The sequence below is a fragment of the Micromonospora arida genome (assembly GCF_003857035.1).
GTDB classification, from domain to species: Bacteria; Actinomycetota; Actinomycetes; order Mycobacteriales; family Micromonosporaceae; genus Micromonospora; species Micromonospora arida.
In genome coordinates, this window is the sequence record NZ_QGSY01000192.1 from 1 (window position 1) to 23,773 (window position 23,773).

General features: G+C 69.1%; 22 protein-coding genes and 1 pseudogene. 11 read left to right on the top strand and 12 right to left on the bottom strand.

Annotation, left to right across the window (positions count from 1 at the left end):
• Positions 1–4: 4 nt before the first annotated feature.
• Positions 5–577, bottom strand: a complete 573-nt coding sequence (locus tag DLJ58_RS17880) for a maleylpyruvate isomerase N-terminal domain-containing protein (RefSeq protein ID WP_425271321.1) — start codon at positions 575–577, stop codon at positions 5–7.
• Between the two features lie 103 nt (positions 578–680).
• Here DLJ58_RS17880 and DLJ58_RS17885 point away from each other — a divergent pair, with 103 nt between their 5' ends.
• Complete coding sequence (locus DLJ58_RS17885) at positions 681–1,664, top strand: helix-turn-helix domain-containing protein (protein ID WP_124857871.1); 984 nt, start codon at positions 681–683, stop codon at positions 1,662–1,664.
• Between the two features lie 12 nt (positions 1,665–1,676).
• On the opposite strand, the gene DLJ58_RS17890 is transcribed toward DLJ58_RS17885, so the two are convergent.
• The 4 genes from DLJ58_RS17890 to DLJ58_RS17905 form a co-directional block, all read right to left on the bottom strand.
• Positions 1,677–2,153 carry a hypothetical protein gene (locus tag DLJ58_RS17890; RefSeq protein WP_124857873.1) on the bottom strand — a complete coding sequence of 159 codons (477 nt, stop codon included), beginning with the start codon at positions 2,151–2,153 and terminating at the stop codon, positions 1,677–1,679.
• Between the two features lie 86 nt (positions 2,154–2,239).
• Positions 2,240–4,039: a serine hydrolase domain-containing protein gene (locus DLJ58_RS17895; RefSeq protein ID WP_124857875.1), complete on the bottom strand. Its 1,800-nt coding sequence runs from the start codon at positions 4,037–4,039 to the stop codon at positions 2,240–2,242.
• 10 nt (positions 4,040–4,049) lie between these two features.
• Positions 4,050–5,339, bottom strand: a complete 1,290-nt coding sequence (locus DLJ58_RS17900) for an exo-beta-N-acetylmuramidase NamZ family protein (RefSeq protein ID WP_124857877.1) — start codon at positions 5,337–5,339, stop codon at positions 4,050–4,052.
• 9 nt (positions 5,340–5,348) lie between these two features.
• On the bottom strand, positions 5,349–7,166 hold the full coding sequence (locus DLJ58_RS17905; RefSeq protein WP_124857879.1) for a glycoside hydrolase family 3 protein: 1,818 nt from the start codon (positions 7,164–7,166) through the stop codon (positions 5,349–5,351).
• Positions 7,167–7,240: 74 nt separating this feature from the next.
• Here DLJ58_RS17905 and DLJ58_RS34610 point away from each other — a divergent pair.
• Positions 7,241–7,594: pseudogene (locus DLJ58_RS34610) on the top strand (ATP-binding cassette domain-containing protein); the annotation flags it as partial.
• Between the two features lie 227 nt (positions 7,595–7,821).
• On the opposite strand, the gene DLJ58_RS17915 reads toward DLJ58_RS34610, so the two are convergent.
• Complete coding sequence (locus tag DLJ58_RS17915) at positions 7,822–8,685, bottom strand: NmrA family NAD(P)-binding protein (RefSeq protein ID WP_124857881.1); 864 nt, start codon at positions 8,683–8,685, stop codon at positions 7,822–7,824.
• An 86-nt stretch (positions 8,686–8,771) separates the two neighbouring features.
• Here DLJ58_RS17915 and DLJ58_RS17920 point away from each other — a divergent pair, with 86 nt between their 5' ends.
• The gene (locus DLJ58_RS17920; RefSeq protein ID WP_124857883.1) at positions 8,772–9,476 is read left to right on the top strand and encodes a TetR/AcrR family transcriptional regulator; all 705 of its coding nucleotides are present in this window, start codon (positions 8,772–8,774) and stop codon (positions 9,474–9,476) included.
• A gap of 356 nt (positions 9,477–9,832) precedes the next feature.
• Positions 9,833–11,215 (top strand): FAD-dependent monooxygenase, encoded by a 1,383-nt coding sequence (locus tag DLJ58_RS17925; RefSeq protein WP_244219002.1) that lies wholly within the window; start codon positions 9,833–9,835, stop codon positions 11,213–11,215.
• A gap of 145 nt (positions 11,216–11,360) precedes the next feature.
• On the opposite strand, the gene DLJ58_RS17930 is transcribed toward DLJ58_RS17925, so the two are convergent.
• Together DLJ58_RS17930 and DLJ58_RS17935 are read right to left on the bottom strand one after the other, a co-directional pair.
• Positions 11,361–11,888, bottom strand: coding sequence for a pyridoxamine 5'-phosphate oxidase family protein (locus tag DLJ58_RS17930; RefSeq protein ID WP_124857887.1), 528 nt, complete (start codon positions 11,886–11,888; stop codon positions 11,361–11,363).
• On the bottom strand, positions 11,885–12,553 hold the full coding sequence (locus DLJ58_RS17935; RefSeq protein WP_124857889.1) for a DUF899 domain-containing protein: 669 nt from the start codon (positions 12,551–12,553) through the stop codon (positions 11,885–11,887). The genes DLJ58_RS17930 and DLJ58_RS17935 overlap by 4 nt, the downstream gene beginning before the upstream one ends.
• A gap of 128 nt (positions 12,554–12,681) precedes the next feature.
• On the opposite strand from DLJ58_RS17935, the gene DLJ58_RS17940 reads away from it, so the two are divergent.
• The gene (locus tag DLJ58_RS17940) at positions 12,682–13,143 is read left to right on the top strand and encodes a winged helix-turn-helix transcriptional regulator (RefSeq protein ID WP_124857891.1); all 462 of its coding nucleotides are present in this window, start codon (positions 12,682–12,684) and stop codon (positions 13,141–13,143) included.
• Positions 13,144–13,155: 12 nt separating this feature from the next.
• Here the strand turns inward: DLJ58_RS17940 and DLJ58_RS17945 are convergent, their stop codons facing one another.
• Positions 13,156–13,965, bottom strand: coding sequence for a nucleotidyltransferase domain-containing protein (locus tag DLJ58_RS17945; protein ID WP_208741179.1), 810 nt, complete (start codon positions 13,963–13,965; stop codon positions 13,156–13,158).
• Between the two features lie 168 nt (positions 13,966–14,133).
• On the opposite strand from DLJ58_RS17945, the gene DLJ58_RS17950 reads away from it, so the two are divergent.
• From DLJ58_RS17950 to DLJ58_RS17960, 3 genes are all read left to right on the top strand, one after another.
• Positions 14,134–16,035, top strand: a complete 1,902-nt coding sequence (locus DLJ58_RS17950) for a S9 family peptidase (protein WP_124857893.1) — start codon at positions 14,134–14,136, stop codon at positions 16,033–16,035.
• Between the two features lie 260 nt (positions 16,036–16,295).
• Complete coding sequence (locus DLJ58_RS17955) at positions 16,296–17,063, top strand: arsenate reductase/protein-tyrosine-phosphatase family protein (RefSeq protein ID WP_124857895.1); 768 nt, start codon at positions 16,296–16,298, stop codon at positions 17,061–17,063.
• Complete coding sequence (locus tag DLJ58_RS17960) at positions 17,060–17,461, top strand: VOC family protein (RefSeq protein ID WP_124857897.1); 402 nt, start codon at positions 17,060–17,062, stop codon at positions 17,459–17,461. Before DLJ58_RS17955 ends, DLJ58_RS17960 begins: the two co-directional genes overlap by 4 nt.
• A 145-nt stretch (positions 17,462–17,606) precedes the next feature.
• Here the strand turns inward: DLJ58_RS17960 and DLJ58_RS17965 are convergent, their stop codons facing one another.
• Entirely contained in the window at positions 17,607–18,392 is a 786-nt protein-coding gene (locus tag DLJ58_RS17965) for a phosphotransferase (protein ID WP_124857899.1), read from the bottom strand.
• A 633-nt stretch (positions 18,393–19,025) separates the two neighbouring features.
• Between DLJ58_RS17965 and DLJ58_RS34095 the strand changes: the two genes are divergently transcribed.
• The gene (locus DLJ58_RS34095; protein WP_167493716.1) at positions 19,026–19,163 is read left to right on the top strand and encodes a hypothetical protein; all 138 of its coding nucleotides are present in this window, start codon (positions 19,026–19,028) and stop codon (positions 19,161–19,163) included.
• Positions 19,160–19,609, top strand: coding sequence for a GIY-YIG nuclease family protein (locus tag DLJ58_RS17975; RefSeq protein WP_124857901.1), 450 nt, complete (start codon positions 19,160–19,162; stop codon positions 19,607–19,609). Before DLJ58_RS34095 ends, DLJ58_RS17975 begins: the two co-directional genes overlap by 4 nt.
• A 162-nt stretch (positions 19,610–19,771) precedes the next feature.
• On the opposite strand, the gene DLJ58_RS17980 is transcribed toward DLJ58_RS17975, so the two are convergent.
• Positions 19,772–20,392: an AAA family ATPase gene (locus DLJ58_RS17980; protein ID WP_124857903.1), complete on the bottom strand. Its 621-nt coding sequence runs from the start codon at positions 20,390–20,392 to the stop codon at positions 19,772–19,774.
• A gap of 56 nt (positions 20,393–20,448) precedes the next feature.
• On the opposite strand from DLJ58_RS17980, the gene DLJ58_RS17985 reads away from it, so the two are divergent.
• Complete coding sequence (locus DLJ58_RS17985) at positions 20,449–21,228, top strand: transposase family protein (protein ID WP_124857905.1); 780 nt, start codon at positions 20,449–20,451, stop codon at positions 21,226–21,228.
• A 325-nt stretch (positions 21,229–21,553) separates the two neighbouring features.
• Here DLJ58_RS17985 and DLJ58_RS17995 read toward each other — a convergent pair whose 3' ends face one another.
• Positions 21,554–23,767 carry a tetratricopeptide repeat protein gene (locus DLJ58_RS17995; protein ID WP_244218999.1) on the bottom strand — a complete coding sequence of 738 codons (2,214 nt, stop codon included), beginning with the start codon at positions 23,765–23,767 and terminating at the stop codon, positions 21,554–21,556.
• Between the last annotated feature and the right edge of the window lie 6 nt (positions 23,768–23,773).

Below are 23,773 nucleotides of genomic sequence, written 5' to 3' on the forward strand. Positions count from 1 at the left end.
TTTACTACGCGTCTCGTGGGCTCGGAGATGTGTATAAGGGGTCGCGGCCGGGCAGCTCGCCGCGGCCGGTCATCCAGAGCAGCACCTCGGGCGCAGCCCCGGGCGGGGCATCCGGGAAGAGTCGGCGCAGCACCAGCGCGCTCAGCCGCTGCGACGGCTGCCACGGCACACCGAAACCCAGGGTGATGTCGTGGGTGTGCAACAGAGTCTCGGCCACGCCCATGGCGGCGAAACCGGCCGGATCGCACGGACCCCAGTGCCAGGCCCGCACCTCCGGCGGGGCGGCGTCGACGGCGGCGGCGAGCAGACCGGCGCAGGCCCGCACCACCGTGAGCACCTGCGTCGGGCTCGCGTCGGGGGAGACCCGTAGGTCGTACGGCAGATAGCTGTCATCCGGACGGCCGGTGACCTGGCCCGCGTACGCGAGGAGGTCGTGCGCGACGTGCGCCGCGGTGGTCCAGCAGCTCCAGCTCAGCGAGCCGGCCGGCACCGACCAGTCGCGGTCCCGGTGTGGCAGCAGCACCCGGGTCATCTCGTCGGCTGCCTCCCGCAGGTCGGCGCCGGTCACCGCCGACACTCGCCAACCCGCCGGGTAGCACCGGGCGTGGGATTCCCGTCGTGGGTAAAGAAAGTCGAGGCATGCAAGAATCCATCCTCGCATATGGGGGGAGGCGAGCAGGGTGTTGCCCAACCTGGTGGTGGACACGACGGTGCTGCCCCCGGCAGACCGATTCGCCTTCTGGTATGCCCTGGTCGCTCAGGAGACGGCGCCGGCGCACATCAGCAGCGGTCACCTGGACGACTTCGTGGCGTACGCGCAGGCCATCGATCTCGGCCGCATTCGGATGACCTCGCTGCGCTACCCGTCGTTGGATTCGATCCGGCCCACGAAACTGGTCCGCAGAGCCGACTGTGACGTGTATCAACTCGCGCTACCGCTGACGGGTCGCAGCACCTTGATCCAGGACCGCACCGAGTCCACGCTGGAAGCCGCCCACCACTTCACGCTCTTGGACATCGCGCGGCCGCACGTCGCGCGGCACCGCGTGGACGGCCCCGGTCTCGCCACCACGATCACCGTGCAGATGCCGCACGCGGCGCTGCCTCTGGCGCCGGACCGGCTCCGCCGCCTGCTGGCCACCCCGATGCCGTCGCGCGTTGGCGTCGGCGGACTGTTGGTCCACCATCTGCGGAGCATCGCGTCGCACCCGGAGCAGTTCGAGCCGGCCCAGGCCGAGATCCTGGGCGGGGTGGCGGTGGACCTGCTCACTGCCGCGCTCGCTCAGTACCTCGACATCGAGGACACCCTGTCACCGGAGGCCCGGCAGACCACCCTGCGGGCCCGGGTCGTCGACTTCATCGACCGCCACCTCGACAGTAACGAGCTCAGCCCGAGTAGCGTCGCCGCCGCCCACCACATCTCGCCGCGGTCGCTGCACCGCCTGTTCGAGGCGGAGTCGACGACGGTTGCCGAACTCATCCGCGCCAAGCGCCTGGAGCAGTGCCGTCGTGATCTCGGCAACCCGCTGCTGCGACAGCCGATCCAGGCCATCGCCGCCCGTTGGGGTTTCCCGGACAAGGCCCACTTCAGCCGTCTCTTCCGTGCCCACTACGGACGTTCGCCGCAGGAATACCGCGCGGGCGTCGCTCGCCAGGACCGGTGATCCGACCGACCGCTACCGCCGGCGGTCGGTCGGATCGTCCTCGACGAAGTCCCGGACCGCGGCGCGGATGCTCTCGCCGTAGGGGTCGTCCGGTAGCCGCACCAGGTGCTCGCGGGCTCGGGCAAGGTGCTCCCGGGCCGGGCCGACGTTGCCCAGGCGCCGGTGGCAGTCGGCCAGGTTGAGGTACAGCGACGGCAGGAACGCCTGGACCTGGAGCGAGGACAGATACCGCTGGGCGCGTTCGTCGGTCAGGTCGGACACGGCGGCCAGGGCACGTTCGTCCCAGGCCAGCTCCGCCTCGGTGGTGTCCTGAAGGTCGGCGAGGTAGTGCGCCAGGGTGCAGCGGTGCAGGGCGTCACCGGAGGGGCCGAGTTCGTCCCACAACGCGGTGAGCTGCTCACGGGCTCGGGCAGGTGCGCCGGTCTGGCCGAGCTGCACGGCCTCGATGATGCGGGTCATGGTCGGGTCGGCGGTCGCTTGGTCGGTCATGTCGCCGATGGTCGGGCCTCAACCCCGTCGAGGGTCAAATTGCTCTCGGGCCCGGGTTCGCGGGTGGCACCATCCCGTGCAACGTCTCAGCTCCGCGCCGGTGACCACCCGTCGGCGACGAACCGGGAGGCGTCGGCACCCTCGCCGGAGAAGAGCATGCCGTGCCGGTCCGCCGCTACGACCCGGTCGACGTAGACACCACGCCCCTGGCCGGAGCCGTCGGTGCTGCTGCTGAACCGCAGGTGGGTGGCCTGATCGGGCAGCGCCACCGTGACCTGCCACCACACCCGACCCCCGTAGCCGGTGACCGTGCCGTCGGCGCTCCACCGGCGGGCGGCGTCGCGGAGCTGCATCGTCGCCGGCGCCCAGGTCTGACCACCGTCGGTGGAAACCTCGAATCGCGCGCTGTCGAAGCGCGGCTCGGTGTCGTACCAGAGCAGGAAGCTCGCCGCCCCGCCACGGCCTGGCCGACGCAGCGGCGCTGTGAGCGTGCTCGTCGCGGAGTCGCGTGGGTCGGCCCGCCAGGCGCTGGCCGAGCGCGGCCTTACCGGCATCGCCTCCGCGAGGTCACGCGCGACGGACCGTCGGGCGATGTTGTTGCTGCCCCAGCCCCGGTCCGGGTGCACCCGGTTGCTGAGCATGACGACGAACGAGTGGGAGAGCGGGTCGATGACGATCGACGTGCCGGTGAAGCCGGTGTGCCCGAAGGCCACCGGAGAGGAGAGCCCCATCATGTACCAGTGCTTGTTCAGCTCGAAGCCGAGCCCGCGGTCGCTCTCCGGGTAGGCCGACTCGAGCGGCGCGTTGTGGTTGACCAGCATCGCGCGCACCGTTTCCGAGCGCAGGATCCGCCGGCCGCGGTATTCGCCGCCGTTGAGCAGTGACTGGCAGAGCACGGCCAGGTCCGCGGCCGTGGAGAAGACCCCGGCGTGCCCGGCCACCCCGCCGAGCGACCACGCGTTCTCGTCGTGCACCTCACCCCACACCATGCCGCGTCCGGCGTACGGCTGGTATTCGGTCGCGGCGATCCGCGACCGCCGCTCCGGGCCCGGGTTGTAGCCCGTGTCGGTCATGCCCAGCGGCCCGGTCACGCCGTCGCGGACCAGGTCGGCCAACGGCCGACCGGTTACCCGCTCCAGCAGGACGCCCAGCGGGATCAGCCCCAGGTCGGAGTAGACGTACTGGCTACCGGGCGTTGCCCCGGTGGTGAGCGGCGTGGCGAGCGCGGCGGCGAATCGCTCGGCCGGTGTCGGGTACCTTCTCCACAGCGGTGTGAACGCGGGCAGACCCGATGTGTGGGTGAGCAGCATCCGCACGGTGACCGCCGCCTTGCCGCCGGCGGCGAACTCCTGGACGTAACGGGCGACCGGCGTGTCCAGCTCCACCCGTCCCCGCTCGACCTGCTGCATGGTGACGATCGTGGTGAACAGTTTCGACACCGACGCCAGGTCGTAGATGGTGTCCCGCCGGGTCGGGATCTGCTGGTCGGCGGGGAGTTGCACACCGACCAGGCCGGGTGGTGGACCAACTGCGGAGTACTTCACCGCGCTGCCCACGGCGGCGTGCTGAACGATCACACCGTCCTTGGCGGCCAGGACCACCGCGCCGGCGTACGCCGGGTAGCCGGGGTGGTCCGGGGTCGGCTGGAGATACGCCGCCAGGTCGGCGGGCAGGCGATCCACCTGGTCGGGGAGCAGTCCGACCTGGCGGGCGCTGCCGCGCCGCAACGTGTCGTGGCGGAACTGGATGTCGGCGGGGGTGACGGTCGGCGGATCGGACGTGGGTGTCGCGGCGACCGCCCCGGTGGTGGGCAGTGCCGTGCCCAGGATCACCAGAGCGAGGCCGAGCGCGAGTGAGCGGAGCGGACGACGAGTCGACCTGGTCATGACCGCACTCCTAGTAGAGCAGGTAGGGCCGGCGACGCCGGTTGAAGGTGGCCAGTTCCTCGGCCCAGGCGCCGACGACGTCGTCCACGTCAGCTCCGGCGTCGATCTGGGTCCGCAGTCGCGGGGACCCGGTGAGCTTGTCGATCCAGTACGGACGCACGGTGTCCCACGAGTCGCGTCGCCAGGCGAACGCCGGGTACTTGTGCGCCTCCACCAGCATGGCCACGCCGGTGCGGATCGGGTCGTACACGGCCCGGTCGACGACCTTGACCTCCACGCCGGCGCAGAGTTTGTTGAGCAGGTCCGGCTTCTGCCCGGCCGAGGTCGGCGAGAAGTACGCCTCGCGGAACTCGACCCCGGGCAGGTTCCGGGCGTTGAGCCGGTCACCCCAGTGGTGGTCGAAGTCCGTCGCCAGCCCGCCGATCAGCTCGAACGGGCGACACGTGCCGCGCCCCTCGGTGATCGAGGCGACACCCTCGAACAGCCCGGTGCCCGGGTAGACCAGAGCGGTGTCCGGGGTGGGCATGTTCGGGCTGGGCATCACCCAGGGCACGCCGGTGTCGGCGGCGAGGGCGTCACGCTTCCAGTGCCGGCACCGCACCACGTGCAGGTCGACCGGTCGTCCCGCCTCGGCCGGCAGGAACGTGGCGTTGAAGAACCGGGCCAGCTCTCCGACGGTCATCCCGTGCTGCTGAATGATCTCCTTGAGACCCACGCCCGAGGTGTACGGGCTGGTCATCATCGGCCCATAGGCCCGCCCGCCGACCGGGTTGGGCCGGTCCAGCACGAGGTAGCGTTTGCCGACCCGGGCCGCGGCGACCATCGAGGTGTACATCGTCCAGATGTAGGTATAGAAGCGGACTCCGACGTCCTGGATGTCGAAGACCACGGTGTCCACCCCGGCCTCGGTGAACATCGCTTCCCACCGGGCCTGCGAGGCGCCGTACGCGTCGTACACCGGGATGCCGGTGCGTGCGTCGACGCCGGTTCCCTCGCTCCCACCGGCCTGCGCGGAGCCGCGGAAGCCGTGCTCGGGGCCGAACGCCGCGACCAGTTGCACCCGACCGGAGCCGTGCATCAGGTCGACGAGGTGCCGGTAGGACGCATCGACGCCGGTCGGGTTGGAGATGACGCCCACGCGCTGACCGGCGAGTTCGGCGAACCCGGACGACACCAGCTCGTCGAGGCCGGTGCGGACCCGACGGTCACGGGAGTTGGCCACCGCCGGTCCGACTCCGAGCGTCCCCGCCCCCAGCGCGCCCGCACCGACCGCGCCGACCAGGAAATTCCTCCGCTGCATGCTTGCCTCCTACCAGCTCAGGCCGTGGCCGTAGGGATAGAGCACGGAGCCCGCCCCCTCGGCCGTGGGGATCGTGACGGGCAGCCGTCCGCTCGGGGACAGTTCGCCGTGCAGCGCGCGGACGAGGGCGTCCATCGCCGCGCGGGTGTACGAGTACGTCGCCAGGTAGGTGGTGACACCCGGCAGGTACGCGATGTCGTACGGGTCGCGGACGGCCACGACGACCACGGGTTTCCCGGTGCCCAGCAGTGCCGCGACGAGGCGCTGCTGGGTGGCTCGCGGATCGGTGACGGCGGTGTCCCACGCCTTGTTCACGAGCACGACGGTGAGGTCGTGCTCGGCGGCCTGGCTCGCCGTGGCGGTGATCGTCGCGTCGGAGGGCAGGGTCGCCGGTCGGGCGGTGACGCGGGCACCACGCGTGGTGAATCCGGCGGCGACCGTCGCGACCGGGGCGAAGGCGGCGCTGTCCCAGCCGGTGATCAGGACCGACCGGTCGGCGCGGGGCAGGGGCAGCACTCCGGCATCGTTGCGGACGGCGGTGAGCGTCGGGTCGGTGACCTGGGCGACGGCGGCGAGGTGCTCCGAAGCGCCGACGGTCCGGACGGCCTTCTCGACGTCGACCAGCGGCGAGCGGGCGAGTCCCTGCCGATACTTGACACCGAGGATGCGTCGGACCGACTCGTCGATCCGACGCTCGGTGAGCTCGCCGGCGTCGACGGCCCGCAGCACCGCGTCCCGCGCCAGCGCGAGATTCGGCGGCATCAGGAGCTGGTCGGCGCCGGCCTTGAGCGCCAGTACGGGCACCCGATCGTCGCCGTACTTCGCCCGCACGCCGGCCATGTTCAGCGCGTCGGTGACGATGACGCCCCGGAAACCGAGCTCACCACGCAGCACGCCGGTGAGGATCGTCGGCGACAAGGTCGCGGGGTCGCCGGACGGGTCGAGCGCCGGGACCACGATGTGCGCGGTCATGATCGTGTCGACACCGGCGCGGATGGCACGCTTGAACGGCGGCGCGTCGATCCGATCCCACTCGGCGCGGCTGTGGTTGATCACCGGGAGACCGGTGTGGCTGTCGGTGGCCGTGTCGCCGTGCCCGGGGAAGTGCTTCGCCACGGCGGTCACCCCGGCCCGGTCCTGGAAACCGGTGACCTGGGCGGCGGTGAGGTCGGCCACGAGGGTGGGGTCGGCGCCGAAGGACCGCACGCCGATCACCGGGTTGCCCGGGTTGACGTTGACGTCGGCGATCGGCGCGTACGGCTGTTGGATGCCGACGGCGCGCAGCTCGCGTCCGGTGACCTCCGCTGCCGTCCGGGCGGCCCGGGGCGACCGCCCCGCGCCCAGCGCCATCGACCCGGGGAACTGGGCGGCGGGGGAGGGCATTCGCACCACCGCGCCCTGCTCCTGGTCGGTGGAGATGAGCAGTGGCACCCTGCCCTTTGCCCCGTCGCCACGGGCAGCCCTCTGCAGTCCATTGGAGAGGGTCGCGATCTGTCGGGGCCCGTCCAGGTTGTGCGACCAGGAGAAGTAGCAGACGCCGCCCAGGTGGTACCGCTCGATCACCTCGGCCGGTGTCTCCACACCGAAGGCGGCGAGGTTCGCGGTCCGGTCCGCGGCGCTGGGGTCCGTGGCGTCACCGCCGTAGACGTAGGTGGCGAAGAGTTGTCCGACCTTCTGCTCCAGGCTCATGTGTCGCAGCGTCGACGTGACCCAGCCGTGCTCGGCGGCCGATGGGCGCACCGGCGTGGCGGCCTGGGCAGGCAGGGAAGCGAGGGTGGCCGCCAGTGTGGCCGCCAGGGCGGTCGCGGTAACGAGTCGGGTCTGCATAGACGCCTCTCAGTCCGGGTGGCTGAAACTTAGCTACACGTCAGCCGCCCGTCAAGAAGACAACCTACAAATTCGCCCTTGAGCGGGGGGAGCCGTTCGGGCTTCTCGGCCCCAACGGCGCCGGCAAGTCCACCACCATGCGGATGATCGCCGCCACGTCACCGATCAGCGGCGGCACCCTGCGCGTGCTGGGCATGGACCCGATGAGACAGGGGCCGGAGATCCGCGCCCGGCTGGGCGTCGTCACGCAGGACGACTACCTGGACAACGAGCTCACCGTGCGGGAGAACCTGCACATCTACGGGCGATACTTCGGCCTGCCGCGGGCCGTCATCCGGGACCGCGCGACCCGACTGCTCGACTTCGCCCAGCTCCAGGAGAAGGCCGGCGACCAGGTCGATCGGCCTTCTCACACTCATGGCCGTCGGTGGGCTGGTCACGTCGGCCTGGGTGCTGCCGGCCCTGCCGGCGTCGCTGCTGATCTCGTACTACCACAGCATCGAGCTGGTCCGGTAACCCGCGTTGGGCCACCTCGGCTGGGAGCTGCTGATCCCGGTGGTCTACCTCCTCGCGTTCGGCTAGATCGCGATGTACGTCGCCACCCGTCGAATGACCCGGGCGATGCTGCGCTGACGACCACCGCGTCATCGACCCCTCATCGCTGGGCGACGATGGCCTCGAGCACCGTGCGGACGGGCGTCGGGCGGTGGCCGATGACTGTCTGAAGCGTCGGATCGGTCACGGCGAACTCCTTCTCTCGCGCCGCGCGGTACATGCCGAGAGTGAAGTCGGCCGCCGCGGCGGGCATGCCTCGCTCGATGGCGGCCGCCCGCCACTGGTCGTCATCCGCGACGACACGTTCGACGGTGCGGCCCGTGATGTCGCTGAGGATGGCGGCTACCGCTTCGAGGTCGAGCATCTCCGAGGCGGTCAGCGGCGCCGTGACCCCGTCGAGTACGCCGTCCTCGGTGAGAGCGACGGCTGCCGCCTCGGCCAGGTCGGCGTGCGCGGTCCAGGAGACCGGGCCGTCCGCCGGCGCCACGAGTTGCCCGGTCTCCAGCGCCGTGCCGATGGAGAAGCTGAGCGTGCTCGCGTAGAACCCGTTGCGCAGGGAGGTGAAGGGAACCCCCAGTCCGGCCAGGTGTTCCTCGGTCGCGGCGTGCGTGGGTTGGGCGGCAAAGAGCGAGTCCCGGGAGGCGGCCTGGTGGCTGGTGTAGAGGATTCGACTGGCTCCCGCGGCGCGGGCGGCGTCGATGGCGGCGCGGTTCGCGACATAAGCGCCGGGGCCGCGGATGGCGGCGGAGACGATGAGGGCCTTGTCCGCACCCTCGAAGGCGTGCCCCAGCGTGGCCGGGTCGGTGAAGTCCCCGGCGCGCACCCGCACCCCGCGCTCGGCGAGGCCGGCGGCCCTGTCGGCGTCGCGCACGCTCACGCCCACGGCCTCGGGTGACAGCCGGTCGAGCAGCCGGTCGACGATCTGGGACCCGAGCTGGCCAGTGGCACCGGTGACGACGATCATGATGAATACTCCCTTGTTATCGATGTTACGCCGAGGACGTTATCACCGATAATTCATGGATAACAAGTCACTGTTAGCATCGGTTCATGGTGACGACGCAGGACACCCGCGACGACGTCCGTGCGGGCATCGTCGCGGCAGCGACCCAACTGCTGGGTGAGAAGGGCGCTAACGCGGTGACGACGCGCGCCGTCGCCCAGGCCGCAGGCGTGCAGGCGCCGACCATCTATCGCCTGTTCGGCGACAAGGACGGACTCATCGACGCCGTCGCCGAGCACGTCATGGCCACCTACGTCAGTGGCAAATCGGTCGCAGCGGACGGCGACCCGGTCACGGACCTGCGCGCCGGATGGCGCGCGCACGTGGAGTTCGGCCTGACAAACCCCGAGCTGTACGCGCTGATCGCCACCCGGGGGAGTGGTGCACCCTCGCCGGCAACGATCGCCGGGCTCGACGTGCTACGTCGCCGCGTCCGACGACTCGCCGCAGCCGGCCTCCTCCGGGTCGACGAGGAGCGCGCGCTAATGATGATCCACTCGGCGGGCAACGGAACCATCCTCACACTGCTGGGAATGCCCACCGGGCAGCGTGACCTCGGTCTGGGTGAGGCCATGCTCGATGCCGTACTCACCAGCATCCTGGCGACAACTCCGGTAACACCCGACACCACCGCGAACGCGGTCGCGGTGACCTTCGCGACGGTGCTGCCCGACCTCCAGGGGCTCACCGACGCCGAACGCGCGCTGATGGCCGAGTGGCTCCACCGATCGCTGACCCACCAGACGCGTTGATCATGTGACGAGGAAACAACTCGACGGGATCGCACTGGGGGATATAGCTTGCACTTGACAGCGACACCGCCCGAGGAGGTGAGACCCATGAACGTTGTAGCGATGTGGGTGCTCCCCCTTGCCGTCACGGTCGGGCGATTGACGTAGGTGTCGCCGGGAGCGCCTTGCCAACACGGCACTCCCGAGAGGCAACACCTATGCATCCTCCGCAATTCACCGCCGACCCACCGTCGACCGATCCGGTCGAGCGCGACTCCACGGTGGGCGACATCCGCCCAGCATCGTCGGCTCCCAACGCCGATCGTGCGGCCCACACGTACGACGTGATCATTGCCGGATGCGGGCCGACAGGTGCGATGCTCGCGGCCGAGCTGCGGCTGCACGACGTGCGGGTCCTCATCGTGGAGAGGGAGACCGAGCCGCCATCGGCCGTCCGCATCGTCGGCCTGCACATCCGCAGCCTGGAGCTGATGGCGATGCGCGGGCTGCTGGAACGCATCCTGCCGCACGGGCGGCAGCGTCCGGCCAGCGCATTCTTCGCCGCCATCGCCAAGCCCGCGCCCCAGGGCCTGGATTCCCGGTACGCCTATCTGCTGGGCATCCCGCAGCCGGTCATCGAACGTCTGCTCGAAGAGCGCGCCATCGACCTCGGCGCGCAGGTCCGGCGCGGTCGGGCGGTCGTCGGTTTCGAGCAGGACGACGAGGGGGTGACCGTCGAGTTGGCCGACGGGGAGCAGTTGCGGGCGCGCTACCTCGTCGGGTGCGACGGCGGGCGCAGCACGGTGCGCAAACTGCTCGGCGTCGGCTTTCCCGGGGAGCCCGCCCGGACCGAGAGTCTGATGGGCGAGATGGAGGTGGGCGTCCCGCAGGAGGAGGTCGCCGTCGTGGTGGCCGAGATCCGCGAGACCCATCAGCGATTCTGGCTCCGGCCCGCAGGCATCGGGGTCTACAGCGTCCTGGTGCCCGCCGCCGGGGTCAGCGACCGCGCCGAACCGCCCACCCTCGAGGATTTCAAGCGCCAGTTGCACGCCATCGCCGGGACCGACTTCGGCGTGCACTCCCCGCGCTGGTTGTCCCGCTTCGGCGATGCCACCCGGTTGGCCGACAGCTATCGGGTCGGGCGGGTGCTGCTGGCCGGCGACGCGGCGCACATCCATCCGCCCATCGGCGGACAGGGCCTCAACCTCGGCGTTCAGGACGCAGTCAACCTCGGCTGGAAACTGGCCGCGCGCATCCGCGGCTGGGCGCCGGAGACACTGCTGGACACCTACCAGTCCGAACGGCGCCCGGTCGCCGAGGAGGTGCTGGACAACACCCGAGCCCAGACGGAGCTGCTGTCCACCGAACCGGGCCCACAGGCCGTGCGGAGGCTGCTCGTCGAGTTGATGGACTTCGACGAGGTGAACCTCCATCTGCTGGAAAAGATCACCGCCATCGGTATCCGCTACGACTTCGGCGCGGGCCCCGACCTGCTCGGTCGCCGTCTGCCCGACGTCGACGTGAAACAGGGCCACCTCTATGGTCTGCTGGGCCGCGGCCGCGGTCTGCTGCTGGACCGCACCGAACGCCTCACCGCTGGCGGCTGGTCAGACCGGGTCGATCACCTCGCGGACCCCACCGCAGGACTGGACGTCCCCTGCGTCCTGCTGCGCCCCGACGGGCACGTCGCCTGGATCGGCGACGACCAGCAGGATCTGGACGACCACCTTTCCCGCTGGTTCGGCAAGCCCGCCCACTGAGGCCCGCGGCCTCGACATCGAGGAGTCTGGCCCAGACCAACTATCAGTGACCGGGCTCGGGGTGACGCTCTGGGTTGCCCCGAGCCCGGTCACTGATGATGTGGGGCTGGACGCGCCGGCGACGGTTCATGACGCAGCCCGGCAGTCAGGTGCGGTTGAACCGCCAACGAGTCGCAGTCAGCCCGTCCGTGCCGTAGCCGAAAGCCCGGACGGGGGAGACCTTGTAGAAGGCATACTGCGGTGATCCCGGCAGACTCTCGTCATGGGCTCGGCCGTCCCTGATGGCGAAGGTCCAGCCGTACTTCGTTGCGAAGGCGGCGGCCACCCGGTGCAGCGCGGTGTCGCCCGACACCTGGTGAGCTCCACCGCTGACCACCAGGTCGAGGTCTTCGCCGCTTACGGTGATGACAGCGCGGGGGTTGCCGGCCAGGTTTCGGCTCTTGCGGGAGTTCGGGCGGCTCGCAATGCACGGCGCTCCATCCACCAGCACCAGCATCACCGGCGCGGCATGTGGACGGCCGTCCGGTCCGACGGTGGACAGCCAACACTTGTGCGCCGAGTCCAGACAGGTCAATGCCTGGCTCCAAGGCTTGAGTGTCGCCATGTCGGTATTGAAGGGTGTTGCGTCCTCCTGCTGGAAGAGGAGCTCGGCGACTGGCGTATCGACTGTCATGACGGATCCTTGGTCATGTCGTACTCGTCGTGCAGCCGCCACCACTGGTAGGGCTGGGTCTGCGGCCAGCCTTCCGGCGAGTCCTCCCAGGTCTCCTGTCGGCCGTATGGCGTCAGGTCGAGAAAGGACCAGTTACTGCCGAGCCGTTCCACGCCCCGGGCGGTGGTGGTGTAGGTGCGGAAGATCCGGTCGTCGGCGCGGAGGAAGACGTTCAGCGCGAATCCGTCACCGGTTCCCATGTCGGCGTTGAAGCTGTTGTCCAGCGACGAATACCAGGGCAGGGCCCAACCCATTCGCCGCCGCAGCGCCAGCAGGTCGTCCAGGGGGCCATGGGACGTCAACGCCAGGGTGACGTCGCGGGCGTTGAGGTGGGCCAGCTGTCCGACGTTGTCGGTGAACATCGAGCAGCCGGAGCAGACAGCGTCGACGCCGTGCCACATGAAGGTGTACACGATGAGCTGGCGGCGGCCTTGGAACAAGTCGGTCAGACTGGCAGGCCCGGACGGGCCTTCGAACACGTAGTCCTGCTCGACTGGCGTCATCGGTAGCCGGCGACGCGCCGCGGCTACCGCGTCGAGCTGGCGGGTAAGTGCCTTTTCGTGGACTCGCAAGGTGTTCACTGCGTCTTGCCAGTCCCCGGTCGGGACGATCGGCGGATGGTTCATGCGGGCCTCTTTCGGCTTCCATACGCGCGCAGAGGGGCTCGGACCAGTCCGTCTCCTCAAGGAACGGACCGGTTCCGACGCTAACAGAGTCAGTCCCTTGAAGGAACCATCTTGCGTATCGTGGCGTCATGCAGCGAACGCAATTCGGCGCCATGGCGTGCTCGATCGCCCGCACCCTCGACGTCATCGGTGAGCCGTGGTCTCCGCTGATCCTGCGGGACGTCTACGCCGGCACGCACCGCTTCGAGCAACTCCAGCGGGGCCTAGGCATGTCCCGCAAGGTGCTCGCCGAACGGCTGAACTGGCTGGTCGAACAGGGCGTCCTGGCCCGGCGTGAGTATTCCGCCCGGCCGGTCCGGCACGAATACCTGCTCACCGACAAGGGCAGGGAGCTATGTGACCTGCTGCTCGTCATGGTGCGGTGGGGTGACCGGTGGACGGCGGGCGAGGCCGGCCCGCCGGTGCTCTACCGCCACCACGCCTGCGGCCGGATCAGTCACGTCGAACTACGGTGCTCGGAGTGCGAACAGCCCATGCGGGCTACGGACATCGATCTGTTGCCCGGGCCTGGGGCACACCCAACATCTTGACCATCGACTCAGTCAACACCCGCCGTCATCCGAGTGCGGAGCGCGTCCCGTCCACGGCGGGCGATCGATCGCGGCGAGTTCGGTGAGAACCGGGTGTAACCGATCGGCCAGCGTCGGGTCGGTACGGGTGAGTTCCGCGGTCAGGGCTGTTACGGCGGCCGAGAGCGCACGGCGTAACTCGGCCTCATCAGTGGAACGGACCAATGTCGTTTCGAGCGGGCCGGTGATGTCGGAGGGCAGTAGGTGGGCGCCTTTGGCGTAGCTGGTGGTGTGGCCCAGACGCTGGCAGGCGAGTGCGATCGTCTGGGTCCGCATGGCGCTGATCCAGTGCTCCGCTTGCCAGAATCTGCCTCGTTCGATGCTGATCCGTGCGTGCAGCGCGTGGTGCCATGCCAGGCCGGCCGCGCCGTCGTGGCCGCTCGACGCACGGGCCCGGGGTGGTGTGGAACGCCCGAACATGAGTCGCCAACGCGGGCCTCGCGGCCCGAACTCGCCTTCCGGGCTAAAGGAGAGGTCGACTTCCAGGCAGTGAGGCAGCAGGAACACCCGGTAGATCGCGGACCCGGCCGTCAGATCCCAGTGGTGGACCGCCGCGAGGTCCTGATACATCTGTTGCGTCCATCGACGCAAGACGGAGTCGAGAGGGTCACTGACCCCGAAGGCCAGATCGATGTCCGACCACCGATCCTCATCGTTCGTGGCGTGCGAGCCGGTGATCGCGGCGGCGACGACACCGGGGTCTTGTTCCGCCAGACGCAGCAGCCGCCGCTGGATCCGGTCGCGTTCCTCTACTGAGAACATCAGGTCACGCTGCTCCGACACCTACTCACCCCGGCAGCGGACGCCCGGCCAGGACGGCGGCGAGCCGTTCTCGCTCGCGACATGGCTAGCGGGCCGCGCGAGTCCATGGGGACATCATGCCTCGCCAGTGCGTCGATACAGCACCGGATCGTTCGCATGGTGTTTCGTGGATGCTGGCAGACTCGTCGCATGATGGGTCTCACCGCCGAACTCGTGGTCGATGGTCGCGCCCCGCAGGCCCCGGCGCTCGCGCCGAACGGGCGCTTGCTCTGCTACGTCCTCGCTCCCCTCAGCCGGAACGGTGACCACCTCGACACCGAACTCTGGCTCGTCGACACCGATGCCACCGTCGCATCACGCCGGGCGACCGCCGACACCGCGACCGAATCCCAGCCACGCTGGTCGGTCGACTCGGGAACGGTGTTCTTCCTGTCCGACCGCGCCGACCGCGGTACCCCGCAACTGCACGGGCTCACCCTTGCCGACGGCACGTTGACCATGTTGTCCAGTTGGCGCGGCGGCGTCCTCGACCACCTGCCGCTCAGCGACCCCAACCTGGTCGCTCTGCTCGCCGAGGACGAACCCACCGAGCAGGACACTTGCCGTATCCGGGACCGCGACGACGCCATCGTCGTCGGCGAGCGCGAACCACGTACCCGGTTGCGCCTGCTCGACCTGCGCACCGGCCAGGTCACCACCCCGAGTGTGTTCGGTGACCGACACGTCGTGGAACTGCGCCAACGTCCCGACGGCGGCCCAGTTGCCGTGCTGACGTGGGCCAGCGCTGACAACGACTACGGTCCACGCTCCGGCCAACTGCACCTGTTCGACCCCACGACCGGGACCGAGGAGGACCTCGGACCGGTCGAGGTCGACGCACGATCTCTGGCCTGGTGGCCGGGCGCGGATGGTTGGCACCTCGGTTACATCGCGCTCACCCCACCGGTCCTGCAGGCCGGCACCGCCGTGTTCGACCTGGCCGTTGACAGCCGCGTCCTGCGCAACCACACCGCCGGTCTCACGATGTGCCCCACCGAACTGTGCCAGACCGACGCCGCCCCGCTCGTGGTGTTCGCCGACGGCCTGAACACGACCCTGGCCCGGCTCGACCTCACCGACCTCACGACCCTGTCGCACCAACCCGGACGCCTCGACAACGTCACCACCACCCCTGCCGGCGACGAAATCGCGGTACTGACCGGCACCCGCTATCAGCCCCCGAACGTTCACATCGGACCGCCGACCGGGCCGCTGCGAAGAGTCACCGACACCCGTCCGGAACTCGACGGCGTTCCACTTGGCACGCAACAACCGCTGGCCTATCGCGCCGCAGATGGCCTCGACCTGGACGGCCTGCTCGTGCTGCCGGTCGGAAAGACCGCAGCGGAGGGCCCCTTCCCGCTGGTCACGATCGTGCACGGAGGCCCGTACGATCGCTACGCCGATCGTTGCCAGCTGTTCTGGTTCCCCAGTGCGCAGTGGTTGGCGGCCGCCGGCTACGCGGTGTTGCTGCCCAACCCGCGCGGCGGCCAGGGCCATGGCCACCAGTTCGCGGCCAGCGTCGCCGGCCGGGTCGGGCAGCAGGAGTGGACCGACATCCTGACCGGCATCGACCTGCTCATCGCCGAGGGCATCGCCGACCCCGACCGGCTGGGCATCGCTGGCTGGAGCCACGGCGGCTTCATGTCCGCCTGGGCCGTCGGCCAAACCGACCGGTTCCGCGCCGCGCTGGTCGGCGCCGGCATCGTCGACTGGGGCATGCTTGCCGCGACCGGGGAGAACGGCCAGTTCGAAGCCGCACTCGGCGGCAGCACCGGCTGGTCCGGCATCGGTCCCCACCCACACGACGCGGTCAGCCCGATCTCCTTCGCCAGCAACATCCGCACGCCGGTGCTCATCCTGCACGGCGCCGAGGACACAAACGTCCCCCTCGGACAGGCCGTGTACCTGCACCGGGCGCTGCGCCACTTCGACGTGAAGCACGAGTTCGTGATCTATCCGAGAGAGAGCCACTCGATCCGGGAACGCCACCACCAACTCGACGTCCTGCGCCGGACCCGCTCCTGGTTTGATCGCTGGCTCCGGACCTGACCTGAGCTGACTGTGTGGCTGGACGCTGGACGCCGCCAGCGCCCGCAAGGTCCCGCCGGCGCCCTGCTCGCTGGCGTACGCGGTGTCCTCGTTGCTGTCGCGCACCAGCCCGGTGTCACAGCCGGATTCGTGCCGACGAAGTGGGCCGACTACCTGGTCGGCAAGCCCGGCGACGTCCGGCTCACCGTCGGTGACTCGACCGTGGCAACACTACCGCTCACCCCAACCCGATCAAACGGGTTTGATGTATCTTCGTGGTCATGGGGCAGCCGAGTCACACTGCGGCGCCGTTCGTCCGGCTGGCCGCACACCCGCTGCGCTGGCAACTGCTGATCGAACTCGCCCGCAGTGACCTGCGGGTCCGCGAACTGGTCAGCCTCCTGGCCCAGCCGCAGAACCTGGTCTCCTACCACCTACGGCTGCTGCGCGACGGCGGCCTGGTCACCGCCACCCGCAGCAGCTTCGACGGCCGCGACACCTACTACCACCTCGACCTCGACAGCTGCGCCCAGGCGCTGGCGGGCACCGGCACCGCTCTGCACCCCTCCCTGCAGTTGGGCAGCGCCCCACCGGCCCCGCCGATCCACCCACCGCGAACCGTGCTGTTCGTGTGCACGGGCAACAGCGCACGTTCCCCCATCGCCGAAGCCCAGCTCCGACGCCACACCGCCGGCCACGTGCAGGTGACCAGCGCAGGAACCCGCCCTCGACCGCAGCTGCACCCCCATGCCGTCCGGGCGCTGCGCGACCACTTCGGCGTCGACGTCGAGAGCCGGCACCCGCGGCACCTGGACTCGCTCACCGGCCGCCGCTTCGATTATGTGATCACCCTGTGCGACAAGGCCCGCGAAGTCTGCCCCGACTTCGGTAACCCGGCCGGCCAAATGCACTGGAGCATCCCCGACCCCGCCGCAGCCGGCACCCGGGACGACTACCCCGCCTTCCTGCAGGTTGCGGCCGGCATCGACACCCGCGTGCGGCATCTGCTGCCCGTCCTCGCCACCGAACCCCAGGAGACCAGACCGTGAGCACATCCGAGCAGTACGTCAGCGTCCGCTACCTCGTCGACGATGTGCACGCCGCCGTCGACTTCTACACCGCCCACCTGGGTTTTCACCTCAAGACCAGCGCCGCCCCCGCCTTCGCCGACGTGGTCCGCGGCCCGCTACGACTGCTGCTGTCCGGACCCGCCAGCTCCGGGGCCCGCGCCACCCCCGACGACGCCACCAGCCCCGGCCGCAACCGCATCCACCTCATCGTCGACGACCTGGACACCGAGATCGACCGGCTCCGCGACGCCGGCCTCGCGTTCCGCAGTGAACTGGTCTCCGGGCCCGGCGGCCGTCAGATCCTGCTCGCCGACCCCGCCGGCAACCTCATCGAACTTTTCCAACCCGCCGGCGAAGCCACCCCCGCCAAGACCTAAACCCGGTCGCACTTCGCCGCTGCGCAGCCCGCCAAGGCAGAGTCGAGTGTTCCTCAGCGCCGACTCCGCCGCAGCCCAGCTGCTCATGCGCGGGATCTCGCGCCTCCAACGCACGCCGTGCGGGACCAATGGGGGCACTGGTGGCCTAGGCGACATCCCGGTCCAACTGATCGGCGTGCGCGGTGATCCACCTCGCGTCGCGTCGGTAGAGCCCGACGTGACTGCGAATGTCTTCCTGTCCCTGATCAGCCCGCGCCTCGGTGAAGGCGGCGAGGTCGTGTAGTCGGTGGACCGCGACCTGGAGGACGTGAGCAGGGTCTTGCCCCGAGCCGTAGGCATTGCAGAGCACGCGCAGCCGACGTGCCCGCTCGCCCAGGTCACTGTTGATTGCGTCGCCGTTGTCGGGATGGGCCAGCGGCACCAGCCGGTAGGCAAGGTAGGCCAGATCCCACGACCGGGGACCGGGCGAGGCCGTGTCCCAGTCGATGACTCCGGTGAGCCGCCGGTCGGTGAAGACCATGTTGTACGGCGCGAAGTCGTTGTGACAGATGACCTCAGCTGGCTGTCGCACCGGGAACTGCCACACTCCGCCGACGGTGTCGAAGCTGGCACTGGCCTCGTGAAGTTGTGCGAGGTGGCGACCTGCCTCGGTGAGGACGCCATCACTCCAGATCCAGTCCGGCAACGGGTACTGCGGCACGATGCCCGGTAGGTACGAGACGCTGTCTCGTCCGTGCTCATCGGTCCCGAGCGGTTGCGGAGCCCAGGTGACGCCACGCTCATGTAGATGTCGTAGCAGGCGTTGAATCGTCGGGCTCCAGGCCCCGGCACCGCGTCGAACAGTGGCACCGACACGTGTTGCACCCCCCATGTTGCCCCCGGGTAGCGCTTCCTCCTGCTCGCCGACCGCGTTCGCGCTGTGGTCATTCATGCCGACATCCTCAGCGCATGGGGCCGGCAAAGCCACCGCGTTCCCGAGGCGGGCTGACGCGGAGGACCGAAGCCAGCGAAGCTATTTAACGGATAGTTGTTAACGATAATTCGCTAATTACCTGGGACGAAAGGTGCGAAACGTGCAGGCACCATAATGACAGTTATGCTGCGTAACGCAGCAGTATGGTGTAAGCGTTCCGCTCAGCCCGGTGCGAGCGCCCTCGTGTTAAGCGCCAGCCGCACTTCAGCCGGTCACGGGGGCGTTCAGTCGGGACGACACCGCCCTACGCGCGTCACGGATCTTCAGCGACTCGATCTTCGGGCTTGAGGAAGCTCGGTTCGGCGATTCCCCCCGGCCTGACCAGAAGGGCTCTCCGTTGCAAGCGGGGGCGGGGCCTCAAGGGGCACTGCGAGGCGGTCCGAGAAACGATCGTTTCCTCGACAAGATCAAGACAGTGTCGAAGTCCGAGGTTCTCTGCACGAACTCTGGGCTGGTCTGGACTCGGGTGCACTACGGTCGATGTACTCCATACTCCGGTGCACGACAGTGAGGGCCTGGGCATGGTCGATGAGCAGGCGTTACTCGAGCTAGGTGTGCTGACCGCACCCCACGGAGGTCTGGGACCTGGCGGTGCGCCGGGCCGAGGTGATCGGCCGGCTGGCCGCTGGCGCGACGGTCGGGCATGCGGCCGGGGTGGAGCTGGGGGTGTCGCGGCAGCAGACCGGCCTGGCCACGACCCGCGCTGGCAGGGAGAATCGCAAGCGATGACCACCTACGACGAATACCGGGACCGGCAGCGGCTAGTCGGCCGATACCGACAAAAGATCCGCGGGTACGGCACCCTTGGCGACCCGAAAGAAGCCATGATCGAAGCCAGCCAAGAAGTCTTCGGCGACTTCGGCGACCCCGGCCTGGAGCACTGCTACGCCGGCGTGTACTTCGTCGCCAGCGGCCCCTACATCAAGATTGGTGAGGCCGGCGGCAGCCCGTACGAGCGGATGCGCTCCTTCCACACCGGCAACCCTCACGGCCTAAAGGTGCTGCACGTCATCGCCGAAGACCGCAAGAAGGAACGCAAGGAACTGGAAGATCAGCTCCATGAGCGCTTCGCCTACCTGCGCCTACCTGGCAGCGAATGGTTCCATCCCGGCCCCGAGTTGACGGAGTTCATCGTCTCCAGCTGCTCCAGGGAGTGCTACCTGTCGCCGACCTAAATCTGGCCCTGGTCCCGAGATCGCGTTCCTCCAAAACAGCGTCCCCGCCGACTCCCTGCCGGACGCCGCCGCACTGGACCGCTCTGCCCGGCCGGCCAGCCCGTGACGGCAGTCGGGCGCAGATAGCTGTTACCGTCTCCCGGCTAATACCGAACTCCCGGGCTAAGGGACGTCTCGTAACTCGGGGCAGCTTGGGCGAGGTGATCCGGGAGATCCGTGATCGATGGCTGCTGCGTGTTGCCGGACGAACTCAAGGCGGGAGGCGACATCGCTGCGCGGCAGGGTGCTGAGCTCGTAGCCGTGTTGGGCGTAGGCGGTAACCATGGCGTCGTGGGTACGTGCGGCTTCGGCGAAGTCTTGGTGTCGTTCGCTGTCGGTGGTGTATATCTGCGGCCAGGGCGGGGCGATGAACACACGCTGGTGGTAGCGGAAGAGCTGCGCTGCGGCTGTCACGTGTGCGGGAACGGGCTGGCCGAGTAGGAGGTAGTAGCCGACCAGGTCCGGGATCCCTCGGTCGAAGAAGACGGGTCCGGGATGCTGGCTGGCATGGCGGTAGGAGCGGATCTCCCAGCTGAGCATGATCTCGGCGAACAGCCGTGAGTCGCCGGTGTGCAGCGCCTGGCCGCCGATCGACAGCTGGTCCTGGATGATCTGTCGTCCTGCTTCGTCGACGCAGGCGTAGCCGGCACGCCGCAAGCTGTCGATCAGCGTGGTCTTGCCGGCGCCGGGTCCCCCGGTGATGACGATGTACTGGCTGCTCACGTCTTCCTCTCTGTTAGGCATGCACTCCTCGTGACCCCGGCGTCTGTCCGCAAAGGATGATCACCGAGGATGCGTGGGTGCGGGTGATCTCCGCAGCCCGCCAGGAGTGGATCCTCCCGTTCACTGGGCTGACCCCCGCCCAGTTCCGCAAGCTGGTCCGTCTCGTCGCCGAGCGTGGCGGGGGCGGGATCGCTGACGGTCGGCCAGGCCGGCAGTGGGCCCTCGACCTGGCCGACCGGGTGCTGCTGGTCGCCGTCTACTGGCGCACGAACCTGACGATGCGGCAGATCGGACCGCTGTTCGGAGTGTCGCATTCCGCCGCGCACCGAGTCATCGACACTCTCGGCCCGCTGCTGGTTCTCGCACCTGTGCGCCGCCGACCGGTCAACCAGATCGCCATCGTCGACGGCACCCTCATCCCGACGCGGGACCACCGCCTCGCGGCGCCGAGCAAGAACTACCGGTACTCGACAAACCTGCAGGTGGCCATCGACGCCAGCACCCGCCTGGTCATCGCCCTCGGCGAGCCCCAGCCGGGCAACCGCAACGACACGATCGTCTACCGGACCTCCGGCATCGAACAGAAGTTGGCCGGACGGCCCGTCATGGCCGACGGCGGCTACCGCGGCAACCCCGAGGTGATCATCCCGTACCGCAAGAACCGCGACGGCAGCCCGCTACCGGCCTGGAAGCAGAACCTGAACGCCCAGCACCGCACCGTCCGCGCACAGGTCGAACACACCCTGGCCAGGATGAAGAACTGGAAGATCCTGCGTGACTACCGCCGCGCCGCCCGCACATTGACCGCTGCTGCTTCCGGCATCGCCAACCTGCACAACATCGCCCTGACCTGGTGACCACAGACCCAGCCGCAGACAACGTCTCCACCCAGTTACGAGACGTCCCTTAGCACGGACTTCTTCTCGCCTGCGGCGGCGCGCTCGCGCAACTGCTGCGCCTGCTCGGAGGTGAGCGTGGATCGCCCGCCGCAACTTCACCGGATCCTTCGACCTCCGGGTGATCCTCTGCAGCCGCTGACCCTCGGCCATCGACAGAGCCCGCACGAACACATCCGGGCGTCGTCCGACCCGGCACCCCCTCCCACACCAACAGCGAGAGACAGCCTGCCCGAAACGGACTCAGAACCGACGGATTACACGGCCAACGTCCAAAGACGAGGCACTAGCTTTCGGCTCGCCACCGTCGCAACACACCAGCTACGGCTACGGTGTCCGGGTGCTCGTCGCCGAGCAGCCGCACCCGGTCAACGACCACCTTCTCCAAGAGGGTGATCGCGTCAGCGGTTTGCCCGGCCTGCCAGTGCAAAACGGCGAGGTCAGCTTGAACGGCCTGCGTCTGAAAATCGTTTTCACCGAACAGTCGCGTGAAGTCAACGACTACCTGCTCCTGGAGGGCGATCGCCTCGCCGGGACGCCGTGCGTGCTGATAGGACGTGGCAAGGCCACGCCGGGCAGCCACTGTGTTCGGGTGTTCCTTGCCGAGCAGCCGCTCGGAGTCAGCAACCAGCTGCTCCTCGATGGCGATCGCCTCGCCAGTACGCCCTGCCCGTCGATAGGACGTGGCTAGGCCACGCCGGGCTTCCAGCGTGTTTGGGTGTTCCTTGCCGAGCAGCCGCTCGGAGTCAGCAACCAGCTGCTCCTCGATGGCGATCGCCTCACCAGTACGCCGTGCGTGCTGATAGGACGTGGCAAGGCCACGCCGGGCAGCCAGCGTGTTCGGGTGTTCCTTGCCGAGCAGCCGCTCGGAGTCAGCAACCAGCTGCTCCTCGATGGCGATCGCCTCACCGGTTCGCCCTGCCTGTCGATACGTTGTGGCAAGGCCGCTCCGGGCACCCGTCGTGATTGGGTGTTCCTTGCCGAGCACCTGCTCGCAGGCGGGAACCACCTGCTCGTAGATGGCGATCGCCTCGTCGGTACGCCCCGCCTGCCAGTAAGAGGCGGCGAGATTAGCTCTGGCAGTCAGCGAGTTCGGGTTCTCTTTCCCCAGCAGCCGCTCGGAGTCAGCGACCAACTGCTCCTCGATGGCGATCGCCTCACCGGTACGCCCCGCCTGCCAGTAAGAGGCGGCGAGATTAGCTCTGGCAGTCAGTGTGTTCGGGTTCTCTTTCCCGAGCATTCGGTCGGCCTGCGCAGCGAGGCGCTGCCAGTAGGTGACAGCGGAGGTGTGCACGCCGGCGTGGAACAGGCTGACACCAGTCCGGTACAGCAGCGGGTGTACGTCGGACTGCCACAACAGATCACCGGCGATGTCGGCCAGAATGATGGTGTTTTCGCGTAGCGCGGCAATGAGATCGGTGTTGGCGTTATCACTGTTCGGCCACAGGGCTAATAGCGCGTCGGCGGTGGCATGGGCGACCGCCGCCGGGTTGTCGGTGGTTTCCCGGGTGGCACGGGCGGTCAGGGCGTGGATGCGCACGGCGCGGGCGCCGTCGGCGGGGGTGTGGGTGAGCAAGCCGTAGCGGTGCAGCAGCCGCAGCGTTTTGCGGGCCTGGCCAGCCGTGACCGGCGTGCTCGGGCCGTCGGCACGGTGGGCGGCGAGGTAGTCGGTGACTGGGGTGGTGGCCCAGAGTGTGTCGGGGTGCCCGGCGGGGTCGCAGACGGCGGCCACCGCCAGGGCCGCCCGGGCCAGTCCGGCGGGTTCCATGGTGTCAGCGACGTCCAGGGCGAGGAGCAGGGTGACGGCCACGGGCCGGCCGTAGGCGTCGGGGTCGGCGCCAGCGGGCATGAGTTCGCACAGCCGCTCGTTGCCGGTGATGTAGCGGGCCAGGTACGCCGCGCAGCCTTCTTGCTGGTAGATCATGTAGGCGGCGACATGGGACAGGGCCAGGGGTAGATGCCCCACCGCGGTGGCCAGGTCGGCGGCCTGGTCGTCGAGGAGGTGCCCGTGCCTGGCGCCGGTGAGCCGGTCGGTCAGGTAGGTGAGCGCCTCGGCCGGGGTGTACACGTCGACGTCGATCTGTTGCCGGCCGGAGCTGATCAGGGTGGCGTCCTGCAGCCGGGTGGTCGCGAGGGTCCATCCGGCCCGGCGGTGCGGGGGCCACCAGCCGGCCATATCGGCCGGGTCGATGATGTCGTCCAGGACCACCAACCAACTGCGCTCGGTGGTGTGCAGCCACTCCAGCAACGCCACCGCGTCCGCGGCCGTATCGGCACCGTCGGCACCAGGCACGCCAACCTTCATGGCGGCCCGCGCGTACCCGGTGATGATCTGGTCGAGGCTGGTGGCATTGACCCACACCACCAGATCCGCGGTGCGCTCCTGCAAGGCCTGCCCGGCGAACCACGCCGCCAGCTGTGACTTGCCCACCCCGCCGCTACCGGCCAAGACCCGCGTGCCCCGGCTGTCGCGTCGCTCGGTGTGCTGGGTGAGAACCACGCCGGC

Excerpts from the sequence above, each read along its gene's own strand:
- DLJ58_RS17890 (WP_124857873.1), bottom strand. The coding sequence starts at position 2,153 with ATGACCGACCAAGCGACCGCCGACCCGACCATGACCCGCATCATCGAG.
- DLJ58_RS17895 (WP_124857875.1), bottom strand. The coding sequence starts at position 4,039 with ATGACCAGGTCGACTCGTCGTCCGCTCCGCTCACTCGCGCTCGGCCTC.
- DLJ58_RS17900 (WP_124857877.1), bottom strand. The coding sequence starts at position 5,339 with ATGCAGCGGAGGAATTTCCTGGTCGGCGCGGTCGGTGCGGGCGCGCTG.
- DLJ58_RS17905 (WP_124857879.1), bottom strand. The coding sequence starts at position 7,166 with ATGCAGACCCGACTCGTTACCGCGACCGCCCTGGCGGCCACACTGGCG.
- DLJ58_RS17915 (WP_124857881.1), bottom strand. The coding sequence starts at position 8,685 with ATGATCGTCGTCACCGGTGCCACTGGCCAGCTCGGGTCCCAGATCGTC.
- DLJ58_RS17920 (WP_124857883.1), top strand. The coding sequence starts at position 8,772 with ATGGTGACGACGCAGGACACCCGCGACGACGTCCGTGCGGGCATCGTC.
- DLJ58_RS17925 (WP_244219002.1), top strand. The coding sequence starts at position 9,833 with ATGCTCGCGGCCGAGCTGCGGCTGCACGACGTGCGGGTCCTCATCGTG.
- DLJ58_RS17930 (WP_124857887.1), bottom strand. The coding sequence starts at position 11,888 with ATGACAGTCGATACGCCAGTCGCCGAGCTCCTCTTCCAGCAGGAGGAC.
- DLJ58_RS17935 (WP_124857889.1), bottom strand. The coding sequence starts at position 12,553 with ATGAACCATCCGCCGATCGTCCCGACCGGGGACTGGCAAGACGCAGTG.
- DLJ58_RS17940 (WP_124857891.1), top strand. The coding sequence starts at position 12,682 with ATGCAGCGAACGCAATTCGGCGCCATGGCGTGCTCGATCGCCCGCACC.
- DLJ58_RS17950 (WP_124857893.1), top strand. The coding sequence starts at position 14,134 with ATGATGGGTCTCACCGCCGAACTCGTGGTCGATGGTCGCGCCCCGCAG.
- DLJ58_RS17955 (WP_124857895.1), top strand. The coding sequence starts at position 16,296 with ATGGGGCAGCCGAGTCACACTGCGGCGCCGTTCGTCCGGCTGGCCGCA.
- DLJ58_RS17965 (WP_124857899.1), bottom strand. The coding sequence starts at position 18,392 with ATGAATGACCACAGCGCGAACGCGGTCGGCGAGCAGGAGGAAGCGCTA.
- DLJ58_RS17975 (WP_124857901.1), top strand. The coding sequence starts at position 19,160 with ATGACCACCTACGACGAATACCGGGACCGGCAGCGGCTAGTCGGCCGA.
- DLJ58_RS17980 (WP_124857903.1), bottom strand. The coding sequence starts at position 20,392 with ATGCCTAACAGAGAGGAAGACGTGAGCAGCCAGTACATCGTCATCACC.